This window comes from Indibacter alkaliphilus LW1 (assembly GCF_000295935.2).
Classification (GTDB): domain Bacteria; phylum Bacteroidota; class Bacteroidia; order Cytophagales; family Cyclobacteriaceae; genus Indibacter; species Indibacter alkaliphilus.
Genome location: NZ_ALWO02000047.1, coordinates 31,227 through 48,391, shown reverse-complemented (window position 1 = coordinate 48,391; position 17,165 = coordinate 31,227). Strand labels below are relative to the sequence as shown.

Below are 17,165 nucleotides of genomic sequence, written 5' to 3'. Positions count from 1 at the left end.
TTTTGGGTGTAATGCCCAAATATATGTTTTAACAGAATATTAGGCCATTTCGTTTTTATAAACGCAATTAATTCAATTTTGATGAAGCGTTTAACCATTTTTAGCCAAAATAAATTAATTTTGTAGACATGTTGAATCCTAAAGATATTGAAAAAAGTCCCATCAAAGAACTGGTTTCCGGTAATTATGTCTTTGCTGCAGTATTGCATTATTTTGGGATAAGTTTTTTTCAATATGAACAGAATTCCCTTAGCGAAGTCTGCAAGAAGTTTAAAATCAAGCCACAACAGCTCATTCAGGAATTAGAAGCATGGGCCGCAAGAAGGGAGCCAAGCCCTGAAGAACTGTATCTTCGTCCTATAGAGGTTTTGGTAGCCTACCTGAAAAAGAAACATTATTTTTTTGTTAGACAAGAACTTCCTTTTCTCTCCAATATGATCTCTGGAATTAAGGTTGAAGACGCTACCTATTCCGGTATTTTGGCAGATTTGAGAATAATGTTCCCACTTTTTGTTGAGGACTTTATCCATCATATCCATGAGGAGGAAAGTAGGGTTTTTCAAAGGATAGAGTTGTTGCATGAAATTGAGGAAGGAGCTTTTGCAATTAATGATGCGGTAAAAATTCTTGAACAAAGCCCTATTTCAACTTTAGCTGATTCCCATGAAATCCACGACGATGAGATGGAAGGAATTCGTAAGATGACAGGGGATTACATGCTTCCAGAAGATGCGCCTGTTGCTATAAAAGTTCTCTATAATGAACTACAGGTTTTTGAAAATGAGTTGATTATCCATGCCCAGATTGAAGATGGCCTCCTGTTTCCAAAAGCAATTGAATTGGAAAAGGATGTGTTGAGAAGTGTTAAAAAGAAAATTTCTGCAAATTAATGGGACGGATATTAGCCATAGACTTGGGAACAAAAAGAACAGGAATTGCGGTTACAGATACATTACAAATACTTGCCAATCCCCTTGAGACTGTACAGACTTTCAAGCTTGTAGATTTTCTTCATGATTATTTCAAAAAGGAGATTGTTGACACGATTGTCTTAGGGTATCCGACACATCTTGATGGCAAGCCTAACGAAATGACACCCAGGGTAGTAAGTCTAAAAAGCAGATTGACAAAAATATTCCCTGACAAAAATATTGTCTATGTTGATGAAAGGTTTACTTCTAAAATGGCTATGCAAAGCATGATAGCCATGGGGAGTAAAAAGAAAGATAGACAAGAAAAGGCCGGCAACTTGGACAAGGTAAGTGCCGCAATCATATTACAATCCTATTTAGACCAAAAATGATTTATCCAATAGTAGCCTACGGCAACCCAATTCTTAAGAAAGAAGCTGAAGAAATTCCGGAAGGAGACGATATCCAACAGCTGATACAAGACATGTATTCAACCATGGACCATGCCAATGGTGTCGGTCTAGCTGCCCCCCAAATCAACAAAGGAATTAGACTTTTTGTGATTGATAGCTCCTTAATGTTGGACGAAGAGGATGAAGAAAAGGGTATCCGAAGGGTTTTTATCAATCCAATTATTTTGGATGAATATGGCGATAATTTCGGGTTTGAGGAAGGGTGCCTAAGTATACCGGATGTGAGAGCAGAAATCATAAGACCTGAAAAATTGACTTTGGAGTATTTTGACGAAAACTGGAATTTGAAAGAAGAAGAGTTTTCAGGGCTGACAGCCAGGGTAATTCAACATGAGTATGATCACCTAGAGGGGATTCTATTTGTAGACTACCTCAAAGGGTTGAAAAAAAGACTCGTTCAAAGTAAATTGATTGAAATCAGCAAGGGTAAAATATCTACTGATTATAGAATGGTTTACCCACTTAAATAAAGCTTCAAAGCTTCTATTTCTTCAATTTTGTAACCTGCACCATTCCCGACACAGACTATGGAAAACTCAGTAGTGAAGCCTCTCAAAGTAGCAATGATCCAGACAGAGCTTTATTGGAAAGATAAGGTGGCCAACATGGCCATGTTGGAGGAAAAAATTGCTGAGTTGGATGCTGGAATTGATTTAATCATTCTTCCCGAAATGTTTACCACAGGATTTACAATGGATGCAGAGGAAGTAGCGGAGCCCATGAGCCTAACCACTACGAGGTGGATGAAGCAAATGGCAAGACAATCACAAGCAATGGTTACCGGGAGTTTTGTGGTGCAAGACGAGGGGAATTATTACAATAGGTTGGTTTGGGTGAAGCCTAACGGGGATGTAGATTATTATGATAAAAGGCATCTTTTTAGAATGGCAAATGAGGATGACCACTTCTCTATGGGAAAAGGAAGGAAAATTTTTGAATGGAGAGGATGGAAAATCATGCCTCAAGTATGCTATGATTTGAGATTTCCCGTGTGGAGCCGGAATAGGGTTTTGGAAAATGGTTCATTGGAATATGACTTAGTTTATTATGTCGCCAGCTGGCCAAGTCCAAGAATAAGTGCTTGGGATATTTTGCTTCAGGCCAGAGCAGTGGAAAACCTATCGTACTCAATAGGAGTAAACAGGATTGGAAGAGACGGGAATCAAGTGCCATATTCAGGTCATACAGCGGCATACAATCATAAGGGAGAAACGCTCTGTTTTTCACAAGAGAAAGAAGAAATTCTTATTGCAGAGTTGGACTACGAAATACTTAAAGAGTATAGGGGGAAATTCCCTGCATGGATGGATGCAGATTCTTTCAGTTTGAAATAAGCAGAGTTTTTATGAATTCGCTTTACCGTTTTTCAGCTCGATTTGCAGCTCACTGAACGAAATACCTTACTGATACAATCCACCTTTGAAACTGAGATAAAATATTTAATTTAGCCCTGATTTTACTCATGTAAAAGCTAAAGTTCCAGGGCTATTTTTAAGTAGAATTGAAAAATAATTGTAAAACATATCTGAATCAATAGAAAATGACCACTAAGACAGCAAAGATTTTGTATACGCTGACAGATGAGGCTCCTGCCTTAGCAACTTATTCTTTATTGCCAATTGTAAAGGCATTCACAGACTCTGCAGGTGTTGCTGTAGAAACTAGGGATATTTCCCTGTCAGGAAGAATAATTGCGCTTTTTCCTGAAAGATTGACTGAGGAACAAAGGATTAATGATGATTTGGCAGAATTGGGGGAAATTGCTAAAACCCCAGAGGCCAATATCGTCAAGCTTCCCAATATATCTGCTTCCATCCCTCAATTGAAAGCTGCTATCCGTGAGCTCCAGGCGAAAGGCTATAATTTGCCTGACTATCCGGATGAACCGAAAAATCCTGAAGAAAAAGATATCAAATCAAAATATGATAAAGTGAAGGGGAGTGCTGTTAACCCGGTGCTGAGAGAGGGTAACTCTGACAGAAGAGCTCCCCAAGCAGTGAAGCAATTTGCTAAAAAGAACCCACACAGCATGGGGAAATGGAGTCCAGATTCCAAATCACATGTTTCAAGCATGAGTGAAGGCGATTTTTATGGAAGTGAAAAATCTGTGACTTTGGACAATGCAGATAATGTTTCTATTGAACTTCATACAGTAAATGGAGAGGTACTTAAACTCAAGGAAAATTTAGCACTAAAAGAAGGAGAAGTAATTGATGCAGCAGTAATGAGTGTATCGGTGCTAAAGAAATTCCTTCTCAAGCAGAAAGAAGATGCGAAAAAATCGGGAGTTCTTTTTTCTTTGCATATGAAAGCTACTATGATGAAGGTGTCTGACCCTATCATTTTTGGGCATGCTGTTAAAGTGTTTTTTGCACCGGTTTTTGAAAAACATGCTGCTCTTTTCAAAAGTATAGGGGTTGATGTTAATAACGGTTTTGGTGATTTAGTCAACAAAATCCAAGAACTTTCTGCTGACCAAAGGTCGGAAGTAGAAAGAGATATTGAAGCTTGTTTTGCAGATAGTCCTGACCTTGCTATGGTCAATTCAGACAAAGGGATCACCAATCTGCATGTGCCAAGTGATGTGATTATTGACGCCTCTATGCCCGCAATGATCAGGTCATCAGGTCAAATGTGGAATAAAGCGGGTCAGCTTCAAGATACAAAAGCGGTAATTCCAGACAGGTCTTATGCAGGAGTGTACCAAGAGACAATTGATTTTTGTAGAAAAAATGGTGCATTTGATCCTGCGACAATGGGGTCAGTTCCAAATGTTGGGCTGATGGCACAGAAGGCCGAGGAATATGGGTCTCATGACAAAACATTTGAAATACCAACTGCTGGCGAGGTTAAAGTTGTGTCTTCTTCCGGTCAAATCCTTATTTCACATCAGGTGCAGGCTGGAGATATCTGGAGAATGTGCCAGACCAAAGATGCCCCTATTCAGGACTGGGTTAAGTTGGCAGTGAACAGAGCAAGAGCTACTGGAGTGCCTGCAGTTTTTTGGTTGGATGAAAACAGAGCACATGATGCAGAGCTTATTAAAAAGGTGAACCAGTATTTGCCTGAACATGATACAAGTGGATTGAAGATTCATATTATGAGCCCAGTAGAAGCTACCAGGTTTTCGTTGGAAAGAATAAAAGCTGGCCAGGATACCATTTCAGTTACAGGAAATGTTTTGAGAGATTACCTGACAGATCTTTTTCCTATTCTTGAATTAGGAACAAGTGCCAAAATGCTTTCTATTGTTCCTCTGATGAATGGAGGAGGCCTTTTTGAAACAGGTGCAGGTGGTTCCGCGCCCAAGCATGTGGAACAGTTGGTCCAAGAGAACCATCTCAGATGGGACTCTTTAGGAGAGTTTTTGGCCTTGGCCGTTTCTTTGGAACACCTAGCCAATACTTTCTCCAACGAAAGGGCAAAAGTGCTGTCTGAGACCCTTGATTTGGCAACAGGTAAATTCCTTCAGGAGAATAAGTCTCCTTCAAGAAAAGTAAAAGAACTTGATAATAGAGGGAGTCATTTTTACCTGGCGATGTATTGGGCTGAAGCTTTGGCAGCACAGGAAAAAGATGAGGACCTGAAGGCTATATTTGCCCCGGTAGCTATTGCAATGATGGATAATGAAGAAACCATTCTTCAGGAGTTGAATGATGTACAGGGAAAAAAGGTGGATATCGGAGGGTATTTCAAACCTGATTCAGGTAAAACGACAGAGGTCATGAGACCAAGCAAAACCCTAAATGGGATTTTAAATAAGATCTCAGGATAACTTTAAAATAGGCTGACCCGGCGGGTCAGCCTATTTTATATGAAAAACTGTTTAAAGTGAAGTATTGATAGACTTTTCTTAGGTGAGGTAGATTTTTGTCTGAAATTATAAAAGTGATAAGAATGGCGAAAGTATTTTTTTGAAAAAACATTTTTGACTTTGGTTTTTTATATTCCTGATAATCAATCTTTTGTTTTTTCAGTTGATTTCCCGCAATCGATTGTATGTGATTAGCTTTTTAAAAGGTTCATTTTCAATCTTTTAAATATTTTGGTGGGCGAGATATATTTGGTATTTTTATGGAAATAAAACTCTTAAAATTATTATCAGGTGTAATTTTATATTATCCAATTTTCTTTTTAGAGTAAAACCAACACAACAATAAATAAAATAACTATGAGCAAAATTAAAGTAGGAATCAACGGGTTCGGAAGAATCGGAAGACTGGTTTTTAGAGCAGCGCAGAATAGAAGCGATGTGGAAATTGTAGCAATCAATGATCTTATTGATGTGGACTATATCGCTTACATGCTGAAGTATGATTCCACCCATGGCGTTTTTGACGGAACTGTCGAAGTAGCAAACGGGAAATTAGTCGTAAACGGGAAAGAGATCAGAGTGTCTTCTGAAAAAAATCCCGCTGACCTGAAATGGGGAGAAGTAGGAGCGGATTATGTAGTAGAATCTACCGGTATTTTCCTTACAAAAGAAACAGCTCAGGGACATATTGATGCTGGAGCCAAGAAAGTAATCATGTCAGCTCCATCCAAGGATGATACGCCTATGTTTGTAATGGGAGTAAATGAAGAGAAGTATTCCTCTGATATGAATTTTGTTTCCAATGCATCTTGTACTACCAACTGCCTTGCTCCGATAGCCAAAGTATTGAATGATAATTGGGGTATAGAAGAAGGTTTGATGACAACAGTTCACGCCACGACAGCAACGCAAAAAACAGTGGATGGTCCTTCTGCTAAAGACTGGAGAGGTGGCCGTGGTGCTGCTCAAAACATCATACCTTCATCTACAGGAGCAGCAAAGGCTGTAGGCAAGGTTATTCCTGAGCTTAATGGTAAATTAACAGGTATGGCTTTTAGAGTACCAACACCAAATGTATCAGTAGTAGACTTGACAGTTAGATTGAAGAATCCGGCTTCCTATGCCGAAATTTGTGCTAAAATGAAGGAAGCTTCTGAGGGAAGCTTGAAAGGGATTTTGGGATACACAGAAGACGCTGTTGTATCTACTGATTTCAATGGAGATCCAAGAACTTCCATATTCGATAAAGACGCTGGTATTCAGCTTAGCGACACTTTTGTTAAAGTTGTTTCGTGGTACGATAACGAGTGGGGCTATTCAAACAAAGTAGTGGATTTAGTAGCCTATATCGCCTCCAAAGGCTGATTTTAGGATTGACAATAGAAAAAGGGAGCCTCGGCTCCCTTTTTTATTGGAATTTTTTTTCTTTTCTGACGTTATTTTTGTAGTATATACAGTAGAATTAAATAATGTTTATGAAATATATATTGCCCAACATACTCCTGATCTGGAGTGTCTTAGTTATCCAAATACCAATAGAAAGTTTCCCCCAAGTTGAAAAACCAAAAAAGAAAAACCAATTCATTGAATTCCAAAACAAAACAATCCCTGTAGAAATCTATGATGCTACTGTGGAAGCTCTTTCGTACTTTCCCGAATTGGAAGATGTGGAGATTGATTTTGTCTACAGGGAGAGGATATCAGGGGCTGTAATGCAAGCACAGCCGTATATCATGTCCCTGTTTGTCAATGCCAAAGACAAAAGGAAGTACAAGATTAAAGTAAGCAGAAATCTCGATTTCGCAGAAGGACCATATCCAATCGAAGATGTTCCTTATCAGGCATTGGTCGGATGGATAGGTCATGAACTGGGACATGTGATGGATTACCTCAATAGGTCTTCTGTGAATATGATGCATTTTGGAGCCAAATATTTCCTCTTCAATAAACAGGTGATAGAGGCTGAATTGACAGCAGATGGTTATGCAATTGGATGCGGAATGGGACATCAAATTCTTGCTAATAAAAACTATATTCTGAATAATGAAAATTTTGAGGACAGCTATAAAGACAAAATAAAAAATCTTTATATGTCCCCGCAGCAGATCCTGACATTGCAGGAAGTTTTGGATAAAAGAGATGCCCAAGCCAACTAAAATACCTATAGGTAGTTAAATCACTATGAGTGATTACTTGCCTTTGTTTCCTTTGAAATTGGTTGCCTTCCCAGGTGAGCAATTGAACCTACATATATTCGAACCACGGTATAGACAACTGATCCACGACCTCAACAATGGAAATAGGCTAATGGGTATCTGTGTATATCTGGACAAACTTATGCCAATTGGGACTGAGGTTGAGTTGCAGGAGATTACAAAAATCTATGAGGATGGGCGCATGGATGTCAAAACTTTAGGAACTAGGGTTTTCGAAATTATTTCTTTTGATAACCCTATGATGGGTAAGCTTTACGCAGCTGGAAACGTGGTTTACAAAGACAATGATTTAAAGGTCAATAAAAGTATTTATGAACAATTTTTATTTTTTCTCAGGGAATTCTTCAGGCTGATGGAATATGAAGTAGAGTTGAAACCCTTGAAGATCAATTCATTTACTTTTTCTCATAAAATAGGTCTGAGTATTGAAGAAGAGTATGAACTTGTTCAACTGGAAAAAGAGTCGGAGAGATTGGTGTTTTTGATCCATCATTTTCAAAGAGTACTGCCCATCATGCGGGATTTGGAATCAGCCAAAAAGAAAATAAGAATGAACGGCCATTTCAAAAACCTTGATCCTCTTGATTTTTGATTAGAGTCTTGTAATACTTTCTTTTTTAACAAAAGCCTTTTTATTTTCCCAGTTTACTTCGTACCAAATGTCTTTGGAAGATTTGATCACTACCCGGTGACCTGGATCTACGATATCGAGTAATTTCCCGGCACCGGTTGGCTTATCCATGATGATTGTTGGACTACCTGTAACAATTCCGGTTTTAGGACCTGAGAGGAAGTTATTTGCTGCAAAAACAAAAACAATCAGGAAAATGGTCGGAATATAATATTTTGGTCTGTCTGCACTCTTTTTATATACAATCAATAAAATCAAAGACACTATTAAAAGAAAGCTGAACAAGCCTGTGATTTCCATTTGAAGGTCTGATAGAAATTTAAGAAATCTGTCTTTATCATCCAGTTCGTAGCCAATCAAAGTACTTTGTTCAGTGAGCGCTTTGATTTTGGTGATTACCCTGGGATTAGGGTTCTCATCATAATATTTGGCCAAGTAGAATGAAGCTTTTGAATAATCTCCAATTCCTTCTGCGATAAAGGCCATTTTTAGGAGCATAGATGGAGAGTGAGATTCGTCATTTTGGAGTAAATCCTCATAGATCACATATGCTTCTTGATAGTTTTGATTACTAAACAAAGAATCTGCTTTTTGGAGCTTCAATATATCAGCCTGACAATTAAAGCTTTGTAAAAAAGCTGCAAAAAATATTATAAATTTTGTAAGAAAGATTCGTGTTAGACTTTGCATTTTAAATTCAGTAGCTTAAATTTGCAGTCCAATTACGGTAATGATTTGAGAAAAAACAAGTCAAAACGTAACAGATTCCGTAGCTCAGCTGGTAGAGCATAACACTTTTAATGTTAGGGTCCTGGGTTCGAGCCCCAGCGGGATCACCAAAGTTGGGAACGGCGCCAAAGGGCGAGAAGTTTATCCCGAGAAGGCGCAGCAAAGCAAGCCTGATTCGGGAAGCCCCAGCGGGATCACCAAAGTTGGGAACGGCGCCAAAGGGCGAGAAGTTTATCCCGAGAAGGCGCAGCAAAGCAAGCCTGATTCGGGAAGCCCCAGCAGCATTACAGAGAAAAGCGAAAGTGTTTTTCTGAAAGTTTAGTAAAGTTCGGGGTGTAGCGTAGCCCGGTATCGCGCCTCGTTTGGGACGAGGAGGTCGTAGGTTCGAATCCTGCCACCCCGACAAATTTATCCAGGTCCTGTAGCTCAACTGGATAGAGCAACTGCCTTCTAAGCAGTAGGTTTCAGGTTCGAGTCCTGACAGGATCACAGTATTGAGCATCTCTCTCAAGGAGATGCTCTTATTATTAATAAAGAATTGATTCCGTAGCTCAGCTGGTAGAGCATAACACTTTTAATGTTAGGGTCCTGGGTTCGAGCCCCAGCGGGATCACCAAAGTTGGGAACGGCGCCAAAGGGCGAGAAGTTTATCCCGAGAAGGCGCAGCAAAGCAAGCCTGATTCGGGAAGGCTCAGCGAAATCACTTAAAAACCTCTCTAGTGGAGGTTTTTTTGTTTTTTATTTTTGAAAAATACCCTTCAATTTTTAGGTAATTTATCAGCAAAAATCTTACTTGTGTCAAAATCCCAAACTGCCAATAAACCTTGGCCTCTCCTTCCGATTAATTTTCAATAAAAGGAAATGAAAGTACTATGAGCAATAAAAAACCCAAAAATTCCAAACTAAAGGTGGCTATCGTTCTCACCTTTCTTATAGTTGTAATATTCGGCAAAAACTTGTTCGAAAGGAAAAATTTCAATGAGCTGGGAGATAGCTTTATTTCTTTTTACGAAGATAGGCTGGTAGTAGAAAGCTATATCTTCACCATATCTGAAAAATTATTCAGGATTAAGTTACTCATCAACCACTGTGAGTTTGAGAGCGATTATTCAGATGCAGTCAAAGAAATCAGCGATCATGAGCTGAGAATTTTGGAATTGGTAGCAGAGTTTGAAAAGACAAAGCTTACAGCATTGGAAGAAGAGTTTTTGATGGACTTCAAAAGGATAATAAGAGACAATTTAAGAATAGCTGATTACAGACTGATTTATTCCGAATCAGAGGGTGTGAATGAGAAAAAGGTGAAAGAGTATAACTCCTACATAGAAAGGGCGATTTCGGACCTTAAAAAGCTTTCACAGATCCAAATGGATGAAGGAAGTAAGCTTGCTATGAATTCAGACAAAGTCGTGAATAGATCAAAAATCTGGTCGCAGTTTGAGGTAGCTGCGCTTTTGATTCTGATGGTAATTATTTACTTACTGATATATACTTCTAAAAATATAAGAGATGAGCTCTCTTAAAAGTCCGGCAGGTCAGTTTCATTGACCTGCCCAACCTTAAAGCTTAAAATACAAAGCTTTTCATATACTGTGCGTTCTTCTCAGCTGCTTCCATAGGTTTTGTTCCTTCGAATCTTTCTTGTTCTACGATGAAGTAATCCATCCCATTGTCTTTTCCGGTTCTCAGGATACTTGCGAAGTCCATGATGCCTGAACCAATCAAAGTCGATCCGTTTGCTTCTTCAAATGGTAAATCTCCTGATTTGTCTTTGACATGCCCTAATTTAAATCTGCCCGGATATTTCTTTATGTATTCTTCAGGATCATGTCCGGCTGTGTAAACCCAATAAGTGTCCATTTCAAAGTCTACAAGCTCCGGGTCAGTGTTTTCAATGAGTACATTCTGCGGAATCTGACCTTCCAATTCGGTAAATGTATATCCATGGTTGTGATAGGCAAACCTCAGACCATGTTGCTTGCAAATCTCTCCTTGTTTGTTGAAAGCATCAGCCATTTTTTTATACTCATCGATGGATTTCTGAGCTCCTATATAAGGATTGATCAAATATTTCATTCCTATTTCTCCAGCTTGTTCAGCCAGGCTTTCCAAACCTTCAAATGTATTACAATGAGAAGCAATAAAAGCCAGCCCAAGATCATCCATGTAATTTTTGAAATCCTTGTGAGGCATACCCCAAAATATTCCTTTTCCTCCATCAAAGCCTTCCACTTGGGTATAGCCAAAATCGGCCATGGATTTCAACGTTCCTTTGGCGTCTTTAGCCATATCCTCTTTGACAGAATATATCTGAATACCGAAATCTTTTAAGGTGCCCTGAGCTGTGCCGATGCTGGTTTCTGCATGCTCAGTTGATTCTTCCTTTGGGCTTGTGCAAAACTGAAGCGGGAGCATACTTCCGACTCCCAATACAGCACTCATTTGTAAGAATTTTCTTCTATTTTTCATAGTGGGTTAAATTAAAAGAGACTGTTTCGGTACAGTCTCTTAGTTCAATGAGTAATTTTTAATTACAAAGCATATGCTTTATCACCTGGTTTGTAATCAATGCATGGATCATATCTGCCAGGAGCTTCATAGTATCTAAGCTGCTGGGTGGCTCCAATTTCAGAAGTAAAATAACCCAGGACAGTAAGATCTTGCAGCATTCCTATTACTGCTTTTACGGATGGATCTTCCATCTCACCGGCTTTTGACTTTAGCTCGTTGAGGTACTCAGTTCTTTCTTCAGTCGAGGCATCCATAAATTCTTTTCCTTTAGAATCTTTGTAGTCCTTCTTGATGAAATTGATTCCGTCGACGAAAGTTTGTTGTTGATCACTGTTGTAGGTGTCTTTGACCATTTTCACCATAAATTCTCCTATTTGAGTAGCTTTCGCACCAGGTGTATCAGTGGTCGGGATTATAGCCTCTCCAATTTCATCTAAATATGCGATGTCCTTAGGAGAGAATTCCAAGCCAACAATTTGGTCTTCGGGAGCACAACCGGTCAATATTACATTGGCGCCAACCATTGCTCCTCCCATCATCAATGCTACGCTTTTCAGTGCGTCTCTTCTATTCATTGCCATGGTTTGAGTTCTTTAAATTATAAATTTCCTTTTTTCAATTCATTTACTGCAAAATCTGCAGCCCTAGCAGTCATTGCCATGTAAGTCAAAGATGGGTTTTGTGCTGCAGCCGATGTCATAAAGGCACCGTCAGTCACAAACACGTTTTTCGCATCCCAGACTTGATTGTTTCCATTCAATACAGATGTTTTTGGATCTCTACCCATTCTGGCTGTACCCATTTCGTGAATACCTTGGCCAAATGTATATCCTGCGTCAAAGGTGTTGACATTTTTGAGTCCAGCAGCTTCAAGCATCTCAGCTGCATCATTCATCATATCCACCCTCATTTTCTTTTCATTTTCCTTGATCTCAGCATTCATTTCCAAGACAGAGAGACCCCACTTGTCTTTGACATCTTTACTTAGTTTGATAGTATTCTCGTGGTAAGGGAGGATTTCTCCAAATGCTGTGATTCCCATACTCCAAGGTCCGGGTTCGCTCAGTGTCTCTTTCAGTTGAGCGCCAAAGTTCATTTCTGCTACGTTTCTACTCCAGCCTGACCTACTTGCAGCACCCTGATATCCGAAGCCTCTGAGGTAATCTCTTTTTTCCCCATCCAAGTTTCTAAATCTCGGGATGTAGATTCCGGTAGGTCTTCTTCCAAAATAATATTTGTCTTCGTAGCCTTCAGCAATTCCATTGGCACCTAATCTGAAGTGGTGGTCCATTACGTTGTGCCCTAGTTCTCCTGAACTACTGCCCAAACCATCAGGCCAGATATCTGTAGCACTCCTCATCAATATTGCAGTGGAGTTAAAAGCCGAAGCACATAAGAAGACAATTTTCGCGTTGAATTCATAGGTTTCATTTGTCTCCGCATCCAAAACCTCTACTCCGGTTGCTTTTTTGGAATCCTTGTCGTACATCAATTTGGTGACTATCGACCAAGGCCTTAGTGTGAGGTTTCCTGTTTTCATAGCGGCAGGAAGGGTTGAGGACTGTGTACTAAAATATCCTCCAAAAGGACATCCTAACCAGCATTTATTTCTGTACTGACATTGCACTCGGCCCTCAAGGGGTTGGGTGATATTTGCAGGTCTTCCGATGATTATATGTCTTTTATTATCGAAAGCTTTTTTTACTCTCTCGGCAACATCTTTTTCGACACAGTTGAGTGGCATTGGAGGTTGGAAATCTCCATCGGGAAGAATAGCCAATCCATCCTTGTTTCCTGAAATCCCTGCAAATTTCTCTACGTAACTGTACCAAGGAGCAATATCTTTATACCTGATAGGCCAATCAATTGCAATTCCTTCTTTTAAATTTGCTTCGAAATCAACATCCGCTAGCCTATAACTCTGTCTGCCCCACAAAAGAGACCTGCCACCGACCTGATATCCTCTAAACCAAGTGAAAGGCTTTTTTTCAACATAAGGGGAATCACTTTCATGTGCCCACCAGTCTAAATTTTGCTCGTTGAGTACATAATCTCTTCTCAGATTTGGGTGGTTTTCTGTCATTTCAACAGTCCTTCTTCCTCTGTGAGGAATTTCCCAAGGTGCTTGGGTAGCAGTTTTATAGTCTTTTACATGCTCCACATTTTGACCTCTTTCAAGCAAAAGGACTTTCAATCCTTTTTCTGTTAATTCTTTCGCTGCCCAACCTCCACTGATTCCGGACCCGACAACGATTGCATCATACGAATTATCCGCCATAATTATTGTTAATTGAATGTATTATAAATCACAAATTTTGATTGCTTCTTCTAAGGAAGCTATTTTATCTGTCTTGGTAGGAATAAATTCCTGACAGAAATAACCGGTATACCCCGTGTCCAAAACAGCCCTTACCACTGCAGGGTAATTGATTTCTTGGGTATCATCTATTTCATTTCTTCCAGGGTTGCCTGCCGTATGGTAATGCCCAAAATACTGATGGTTATTTTTGATGGATCTGATGATATCACCTTCCATAATCTGCATGTGGTAGATGTCATAGAGAAGTTTAAAGTTCTCAGATTCCACCATTTTGCAAAGTTCAATTCCCCAAGCGCTTTTGTCACACATGTAATCCCGATGGTCTACCCGACTATTGAGCAGTTCCATGATGAGTGTTACACCATGTTTTTCTGCTAATCCTGTTATTTTCTTCAAGCCCTCAGCACAATTTTTCATGCCTGTTGCATCGTCCATTCCATTTCTGTTTCCACTGAAGCAAATCAGGTTTTTATATCCTGCCTCGGCTACTTTAGGAATGATATCAGTATATCGTGCAATTAATTCATCATGATATTGAGGGTCATTCCATCCTTTTTCTATGCTCAATTCTGCCCCATTGCAAAGTGAGCATTCTACGCCATGTTTTTTAAGGATATGCCAATTGTTAGGCCCTACCAGATCTATGGCATTGAATCCGATTTTTTTGACAGCTATACATAGATCCTCCAAACTCATAGGATTGAAAGGCCAATGGCATACAGCATGGTTGACATTTCCTTTTAGAGGACTTTTAGCCTCTTCAGCCTGTCCTTCCAATATGGATATTCCACTAAGGGCAGCAGCCCCCAATGTGATCTTTTTCAGGCTGTTTCTTCTGGTTATTTTGGTCATCGCTTAATAGGTTGAGGTTCTGTTTTTTTACTCAATACTTCATTTTTGAATAGGACAAGGAAAAACAGGACTACTAATATAGCAATACCTGCCGGAATCAGCCATATAGAGTTCCAATCATGTGATCCATCTGCATTTAAATATACATCAGTGACCTGTCCGGCGATAGCAAACCCTATCAGCATACCGATTCCATAGGTTGCCAAAGTGATCATGCCTTGTGCAGCAGACTGGATTTTTGGTCCCGCTTTGGAATCTGTATAAATCTGTCCGGAGACAAAGAAAAAGTCATAACAGATCCCATGCAGCGCAATGCCCACAATGAGCATCCACAAGCCTCCTTCAGCATCTCCAAAAGCAAATAGTGTATATCGGATCACCCATGCTATCATGCCTATTAAGAGTGTTGTTTTAAATCCAAAGCGCTTAAAAAAAACAGGTAAGAGCAATAGGAATAATGCTTCAGAGACCTGGCCAATTGTCATTTTACCAGTTGGATCGCTTACGCCGATTTCCGCTAAAAAAGGATTGGCATTTTGATAATAAAAAGCGAGGGGGATGCAGATCAATATTGAGGATATGAAGAAAACGAGATAATTTTTATCCTTCAGAAGTTTTAATGCCTCAAGTCCCAAAATATCAGAAATAGAAACCTGACTTCCTTTCTCTGCTTTAGGAGGTGTTTTTGGAAGCGTGAAGCTGAATAAACCCAAAATCAATGATGCAATCGAAGCCATTAAAAAAGTATTTTTTAAGAATCCTCGGGCCATTCCATCCACGGAATCCCAGTGGAAAAGATAGCTGATCACCAAGCCAGCTGAAATCCAGCCTATTGTTCCCCAAACTCTAACACTGGCAAACTCCTTTTCAGGATCACTCATTTGTCTGAAAGAGACCGAATTGACCAATGCCAATGTAGGCATATATAAGATCATGTACATAAAGACAGCTGGATAAAAGACCCCAAAACTTTCAGATCTGAACATCAAAAACATAAGTGCAGCTCCTGAAAGGTGAAGTATACCCAGTATTCTTTCAGCATTGAAATACCTATCTGCAATAAGTCCTATAATAAATGGAGCTATTATGGCTCCAAATGACTGGGTGGAAAAGGCAGCCGCTGTCTGTGCTCCACTTGCCTGTAGATTCATGCCAAGAAAAGTCCCCATTGTGACGAACCAAGCGCCCCAGATGAAAAATTCCAGGAACATCATTGTCGATAACTTAGATCGGATAGCAAGGGTCATTTTTGGGGCTTAAGGTTTAGTGTAGAGACTAAATCGGCAAGGAAAGTATCAAATTTCTGTTTAAAATTAAGGTTTTTTGCCTTATTTTTAATTGTTTTCTAAAACAGGCACAAATAAGTTAATCTGTTTTTCAATCCTTTACCATTCATAACATCTTACTGCAATTGGTAAATTATTTCAATTCCATTTTAAGCGAATGAAAATCATAAATTATCTTACAAAAAAATAACCCAAAATAAATTATTTAATAAAACCATTAAACCGATACAAAATGGCAATACAAAAGAAACTCAAAATGGGGATGGTCGGAGGTGGCCCTGGAGCATTTATTGGAGCTATCCATAGAAATGCCGCACTCATGGATGGACTGATAGAGCTTACAGCAGGAGCATTCAGCAGTAATCCCGAAAGGTCCAGACAAGCCGGTGAAGAGCTCATGCTGGATTCCTCGAGAGTTTATTCTTCCTATGATGAAATGATCCAAAAGGAACTTCAATTACCAGAGGAGGAAAGAATTGATATTATCAGTATAGTCACACCAAACAATGTACACTTTGATCCGACAAAGAAGGCTTTGGAAAATGGATTTCATGTAGTACTTGATAAGCCTATGACTTTGAATTATGAAGAAGGAAGGGCTCTTTATAAAATCATCAAAAGCAGTGATAAGCTATTTTGCTTGACCCATACATATACAGGGTATCCTATGATTAAGCAAATGAAGCAAATGATTGCAAATGGAGAGATTGGGGAAATCAAAAAAGTGTATGTGGAATATCCACAAGGATGGCTTTATAAGTTGTTGGAACATGAAAACAACAAACAGGCTGAGTGGAGGACGGATCCTGCCAGGAATGGAAAAGCCGGTTGCTTTGGAGACATTGGGACCCATGCTTTCAATCTTGCAGAATATGTCACTGGAATAAAAGTTGCAAAAATCTGTGCAGATTTGGATATCAAGGTAGAAGGAAGGCCGATTGACGACGATGGAGCAGTATTGATGCGCTTTGAGAATAATGCTTCGGGTATTTTAACAGCCTCTCAGGTAGATACCGGTTGTGAAAACAACCTTAAAATCCGGGTTTATGGAGACAAGGGTGGATTGGAATGGCAACAGGAAGATAACAACTCCCTAATTGTCAGGTGGCCTGGAAAAGCAGCGGAAATTTACAGGGCAGGTACGGGATATCTTGGTTCCATGGCAAATGAAAACACCAGAACACCCGCAGGACATCCGGAAGGCTATATCGAAGCTTTTGCCAATATTTACAGAAATTTTGCCCGTTGCATTTATGCACTCAGAAAAGGGGAGGAGCCCAAAGCAGAATGGTGGGATTTTCCTGGTGCCGAGGACGGTATCAGGGGAATGGCATTTATTGATCATGTATTGGCAAGTTCAGAGTCAGATCAAAAATGGACCCCTTTTGTGGTTGAAAAATAAAACCAAGCATTTCTAATAAT

General features: G+C 39.5%; 16 protein-coding genes and 4 tRNA genes. 14 read left to right on the top strand and 6 right to left on the bottom strand.

Features of this window, described 5'->3' with window-relative positions:
- Positions 1-128 precede the first annotated feature (128 nt).
- The 8 genes from A33Q_RS17370 to A33Q_RS17335 all read left to right on the top strand — a co-directional run bounded on the left by A33Q_RS17370 (position 129) and on the right by A33Q_RS17335 (position 8,006).
- Positions 129-890 carry a regulator of cell morphogenesis and NO signaling gene (locus tag A33Q_RS17370; RefSeq protein WP_009035735.1) on the top strand — a complete coding sequence of 254 codons (762 nt, stop codon included), beginning with the start codon at positions 129-131 and terminating at the stop codon, positions 888-890.
- Entirely contained in the window at positions 890-1,303 is a 414-nt protein-coding gene (ruvX, locus tag A33Q_RS17365) for a Holliday junction resolvase RuvX (protein ID WP_009035736.1), read from the top strand. Before A33Q_RS17370 ends, ruvX begins: the two co-directional genes overlap by 1 nt.
- Positions 1,300-1,854 (top strand): peptide deformylase, encoded by a 555-nt coding sequence (def, locus tag A33Q_RS17360; protein WP_009035737.1) that lies wholly within the window; start codon positions 1,300-1,302, stop codon positions 1,852-1,854. The genes ruvX and def overlap by 4 nt, the downstream gene beginning before the upstream one ends.
- A gap of 57 nt (positions 1,855-1,911) precedes the next feature.
- The gene (locus tag A33Q_RS17355; RefSeq protein ID WP_009035738.1) at positions 1,912-2,718 is read left to right on the top strand and encodes an amidohydrolase; all 807 of its coding nucleotides are present in this window, start codon (positions 1,912-1,914) and stop codon (positions 2,716-2,718) included.
- A gap of 206 nt (positions 2,719-2,924) precedes the next feature.
- The gene (locus tag A33Q_RS17350; RefSeq protein WP_009035739.1) at positions 2,925-5,159 is read left to right on the top strand and encodes an NADP-dependent isocitrate dehydrogenase; all 2,235 of its coding nucleotides are present in this window, start codon (positions 2,925-2,927) and stop codon (positions 5,157-5,159) included.
- Positions 5,160-5,555: 396 nt separating this feature from the next.
- Positions 5,556-6,563 carry a type I glyceraldehyde-3-phosphate dehydrogenase gene (gene gap / locus A33Q_RS17345; RefSeq protein WP_009035740.1) on the top strand — a complete coding sequence of 336 codons (1,008 nt, stop codon included), beginning with the start codon at positions 5,556-5,558 and terminating at the stop codon, positions 6,561-6,563.
- 110 nt (positions 6,564-6,673) lie between these two features.
- The gene (locus A33Q_RS17340; RefSeq protein ID WP_009035741.1) at positions 6,674-7,354 is read left to right on the top strand and encodes a hypothetical protein; all 681 of its coding nucleotides are present in this window, start codon (positions 6,674-6,676) and stop codon (positions 7,352-7,354) included.
- A gap of 25 nt (positions 7,355-7,379) precedes the next feature.
- Complete coding sequence (locus A33Q_RS17335; RefSeq protein WP_009035742.1) at positions 7,380-8,006, top strand: LON peptidase substrate-binding domain-containing protein; 627 nt, start codon at positions 7,380-7,382, stop codon at positions 8,004-8,006.
- Here A33Q_RS17335 and A33Q_RS17330 read toward each other — a convergent pair whose 3' ends face one another.
- A complete protein-coding gene (locus A33Q_RS17330) occupies positions 8,007-8,624 on the bottom strand; it encodes a tetratricopeptide repeat protein (RefSeq protein WP_316929420.1) in 618 nt (205 codons plus the stop codon).
- Between the two features lie 184 nt (positions 8,625-8,808).
- On the opposite strand from A33Q_RS17330, the gene A33Q_RS17325 reads away from it, so the two are divergent.
- The 5 genes from A33Q_RS17325 to A33Q_RS17300 all read left to right on the top strand — a co-directional run bounded on the left by A33Q_RS17325 (position 8,809) and on the right by A33Q_RS17300 (position 10,297).
- Positions 8,809-8,884: transfer RNA gene (locus tag A33Q_RS17325), tRNA-Lys, on the top strand.
- Positions 8,885-9,103: 219 nt separating this feature from the next.
- Positions 9,104-9,177, top strand: a tRNA-Pro gene (locus tag A33Q_RS17315).
- Positions 9,178-9,189: 12 nt separating this feature from the next.
- Positions 9,190-9,263: transfer RNA gene (locus A33Q_RS17310), tRNA-Arg, on the top strand.
- Between the two features lie 51 nt (positions 9,264-9,314).
- Positions 9,315-9,390 (top strand) — tRNA-Lys (locus A33Q_RS17305).
- A 256-nt stretch (positions 9,391-9,646) separates the two neighbouring features.
- Complete coding sequence (locus A33Q_RS17300; protein ID WP_009035744.1) at positions 9,647-10,297, top strand: MCP four helix bundle domain-containing protein; 651 nt, start codon at positions 9,647-9,649, stop codon at positions 10,295-10,297.
- A 43-nt stretch (positions 10,298-10,340) separates the two neighbouring features.
- Here the strand turns inward: A33Q_RS17300 and A33Q_RS17295 are convergent, their stop codons facing one another.
- From A33Q_RS17295 to A33Q_RS17275, 5 genes are all read right to left on the bottom strand, one after another.
- On the bottom strand, positions 10,341-11,243 hold the full coding sequence (locus A33Q_RS17295) for a sugar phosphate isomerase/epimerase family protein (RefSeq protein ID WP_009035745.1): 903 nt from the start codon (positions 11,241-11,243) through the stop codon (positions 10,341-10,343).
- A 62-nt stretch (positions 11,244-11,305) separates the two neighbouring features.
- Positions 11,306-11,866, bottom strand: coding sequence for a gluconate 2-dehydrogenase subunit 3 family protein (locus A33Q_RS17290; protein WP_040490626.1), 561 nt, complete (start codon positions 11,864-11,866; stop codon positions 11,306-11,308).
- Positions 11,867-11,883: 17 nt separating this feature from the next.
- Positions 11,884-13,563 carry a GMC oxidoreductase gene (locus A33Q_RS17285; RefSeq protein WP_009035747.1) on the bottom strand — a complete coding sequence of 560 codons (1,680 nt, stop codon included), beginning with the start codon at positions 13,561-13,563 and terminating at the stop codon, positions 11,884-11,886.
- A 21-nt stretch (positions 13,564-13,584) separates the two neighbouring features.
- Positions 13,585-14,457 (bottom strand): hydroxypyruvate isomerase family protein, encoded by an 873-nt coding sequence (locus A33Q_RS17280; protein WP_009035748.1) that lies wholly within the window; start codon positions 14,455-14,457, stop codon positions 13,585-13,587.
- Complete coding sequence (locus tag A33Q_RS17275) at positions 14,454-15,704, bottom strand: nucleoside permease (protein ID WP_040490625.1); 1,251 nt, start codon at positions 15,702-15,704, stop codon at positions 14,454-14,456. The genes A33Q_RS17280 and A33Q_RS17275 overlap by 4 nt, the downstream gene beginning before the upstream one ends.
- Before the next feature lie 271 nt (positions 15,705-15,975).
- Here A33Q_RS17275 and A33Q_RS17270 point away from each other — a divergent pair, with 271 nt between their 5' ends.
- Positions 15,976-17,145 (top strand): Gfo/Idh/MocA family protein, encoded by a 1,170-nt coding sequence (locus A33Q_RS17270; RefSeq protein WP_009035750.1) that lies wholly within the window; start codon positions 15,976-15,978, stop codon positions 17,143-17,145.
- Positions 17,146-17,165: the final 20 nt, after the last annotated feature.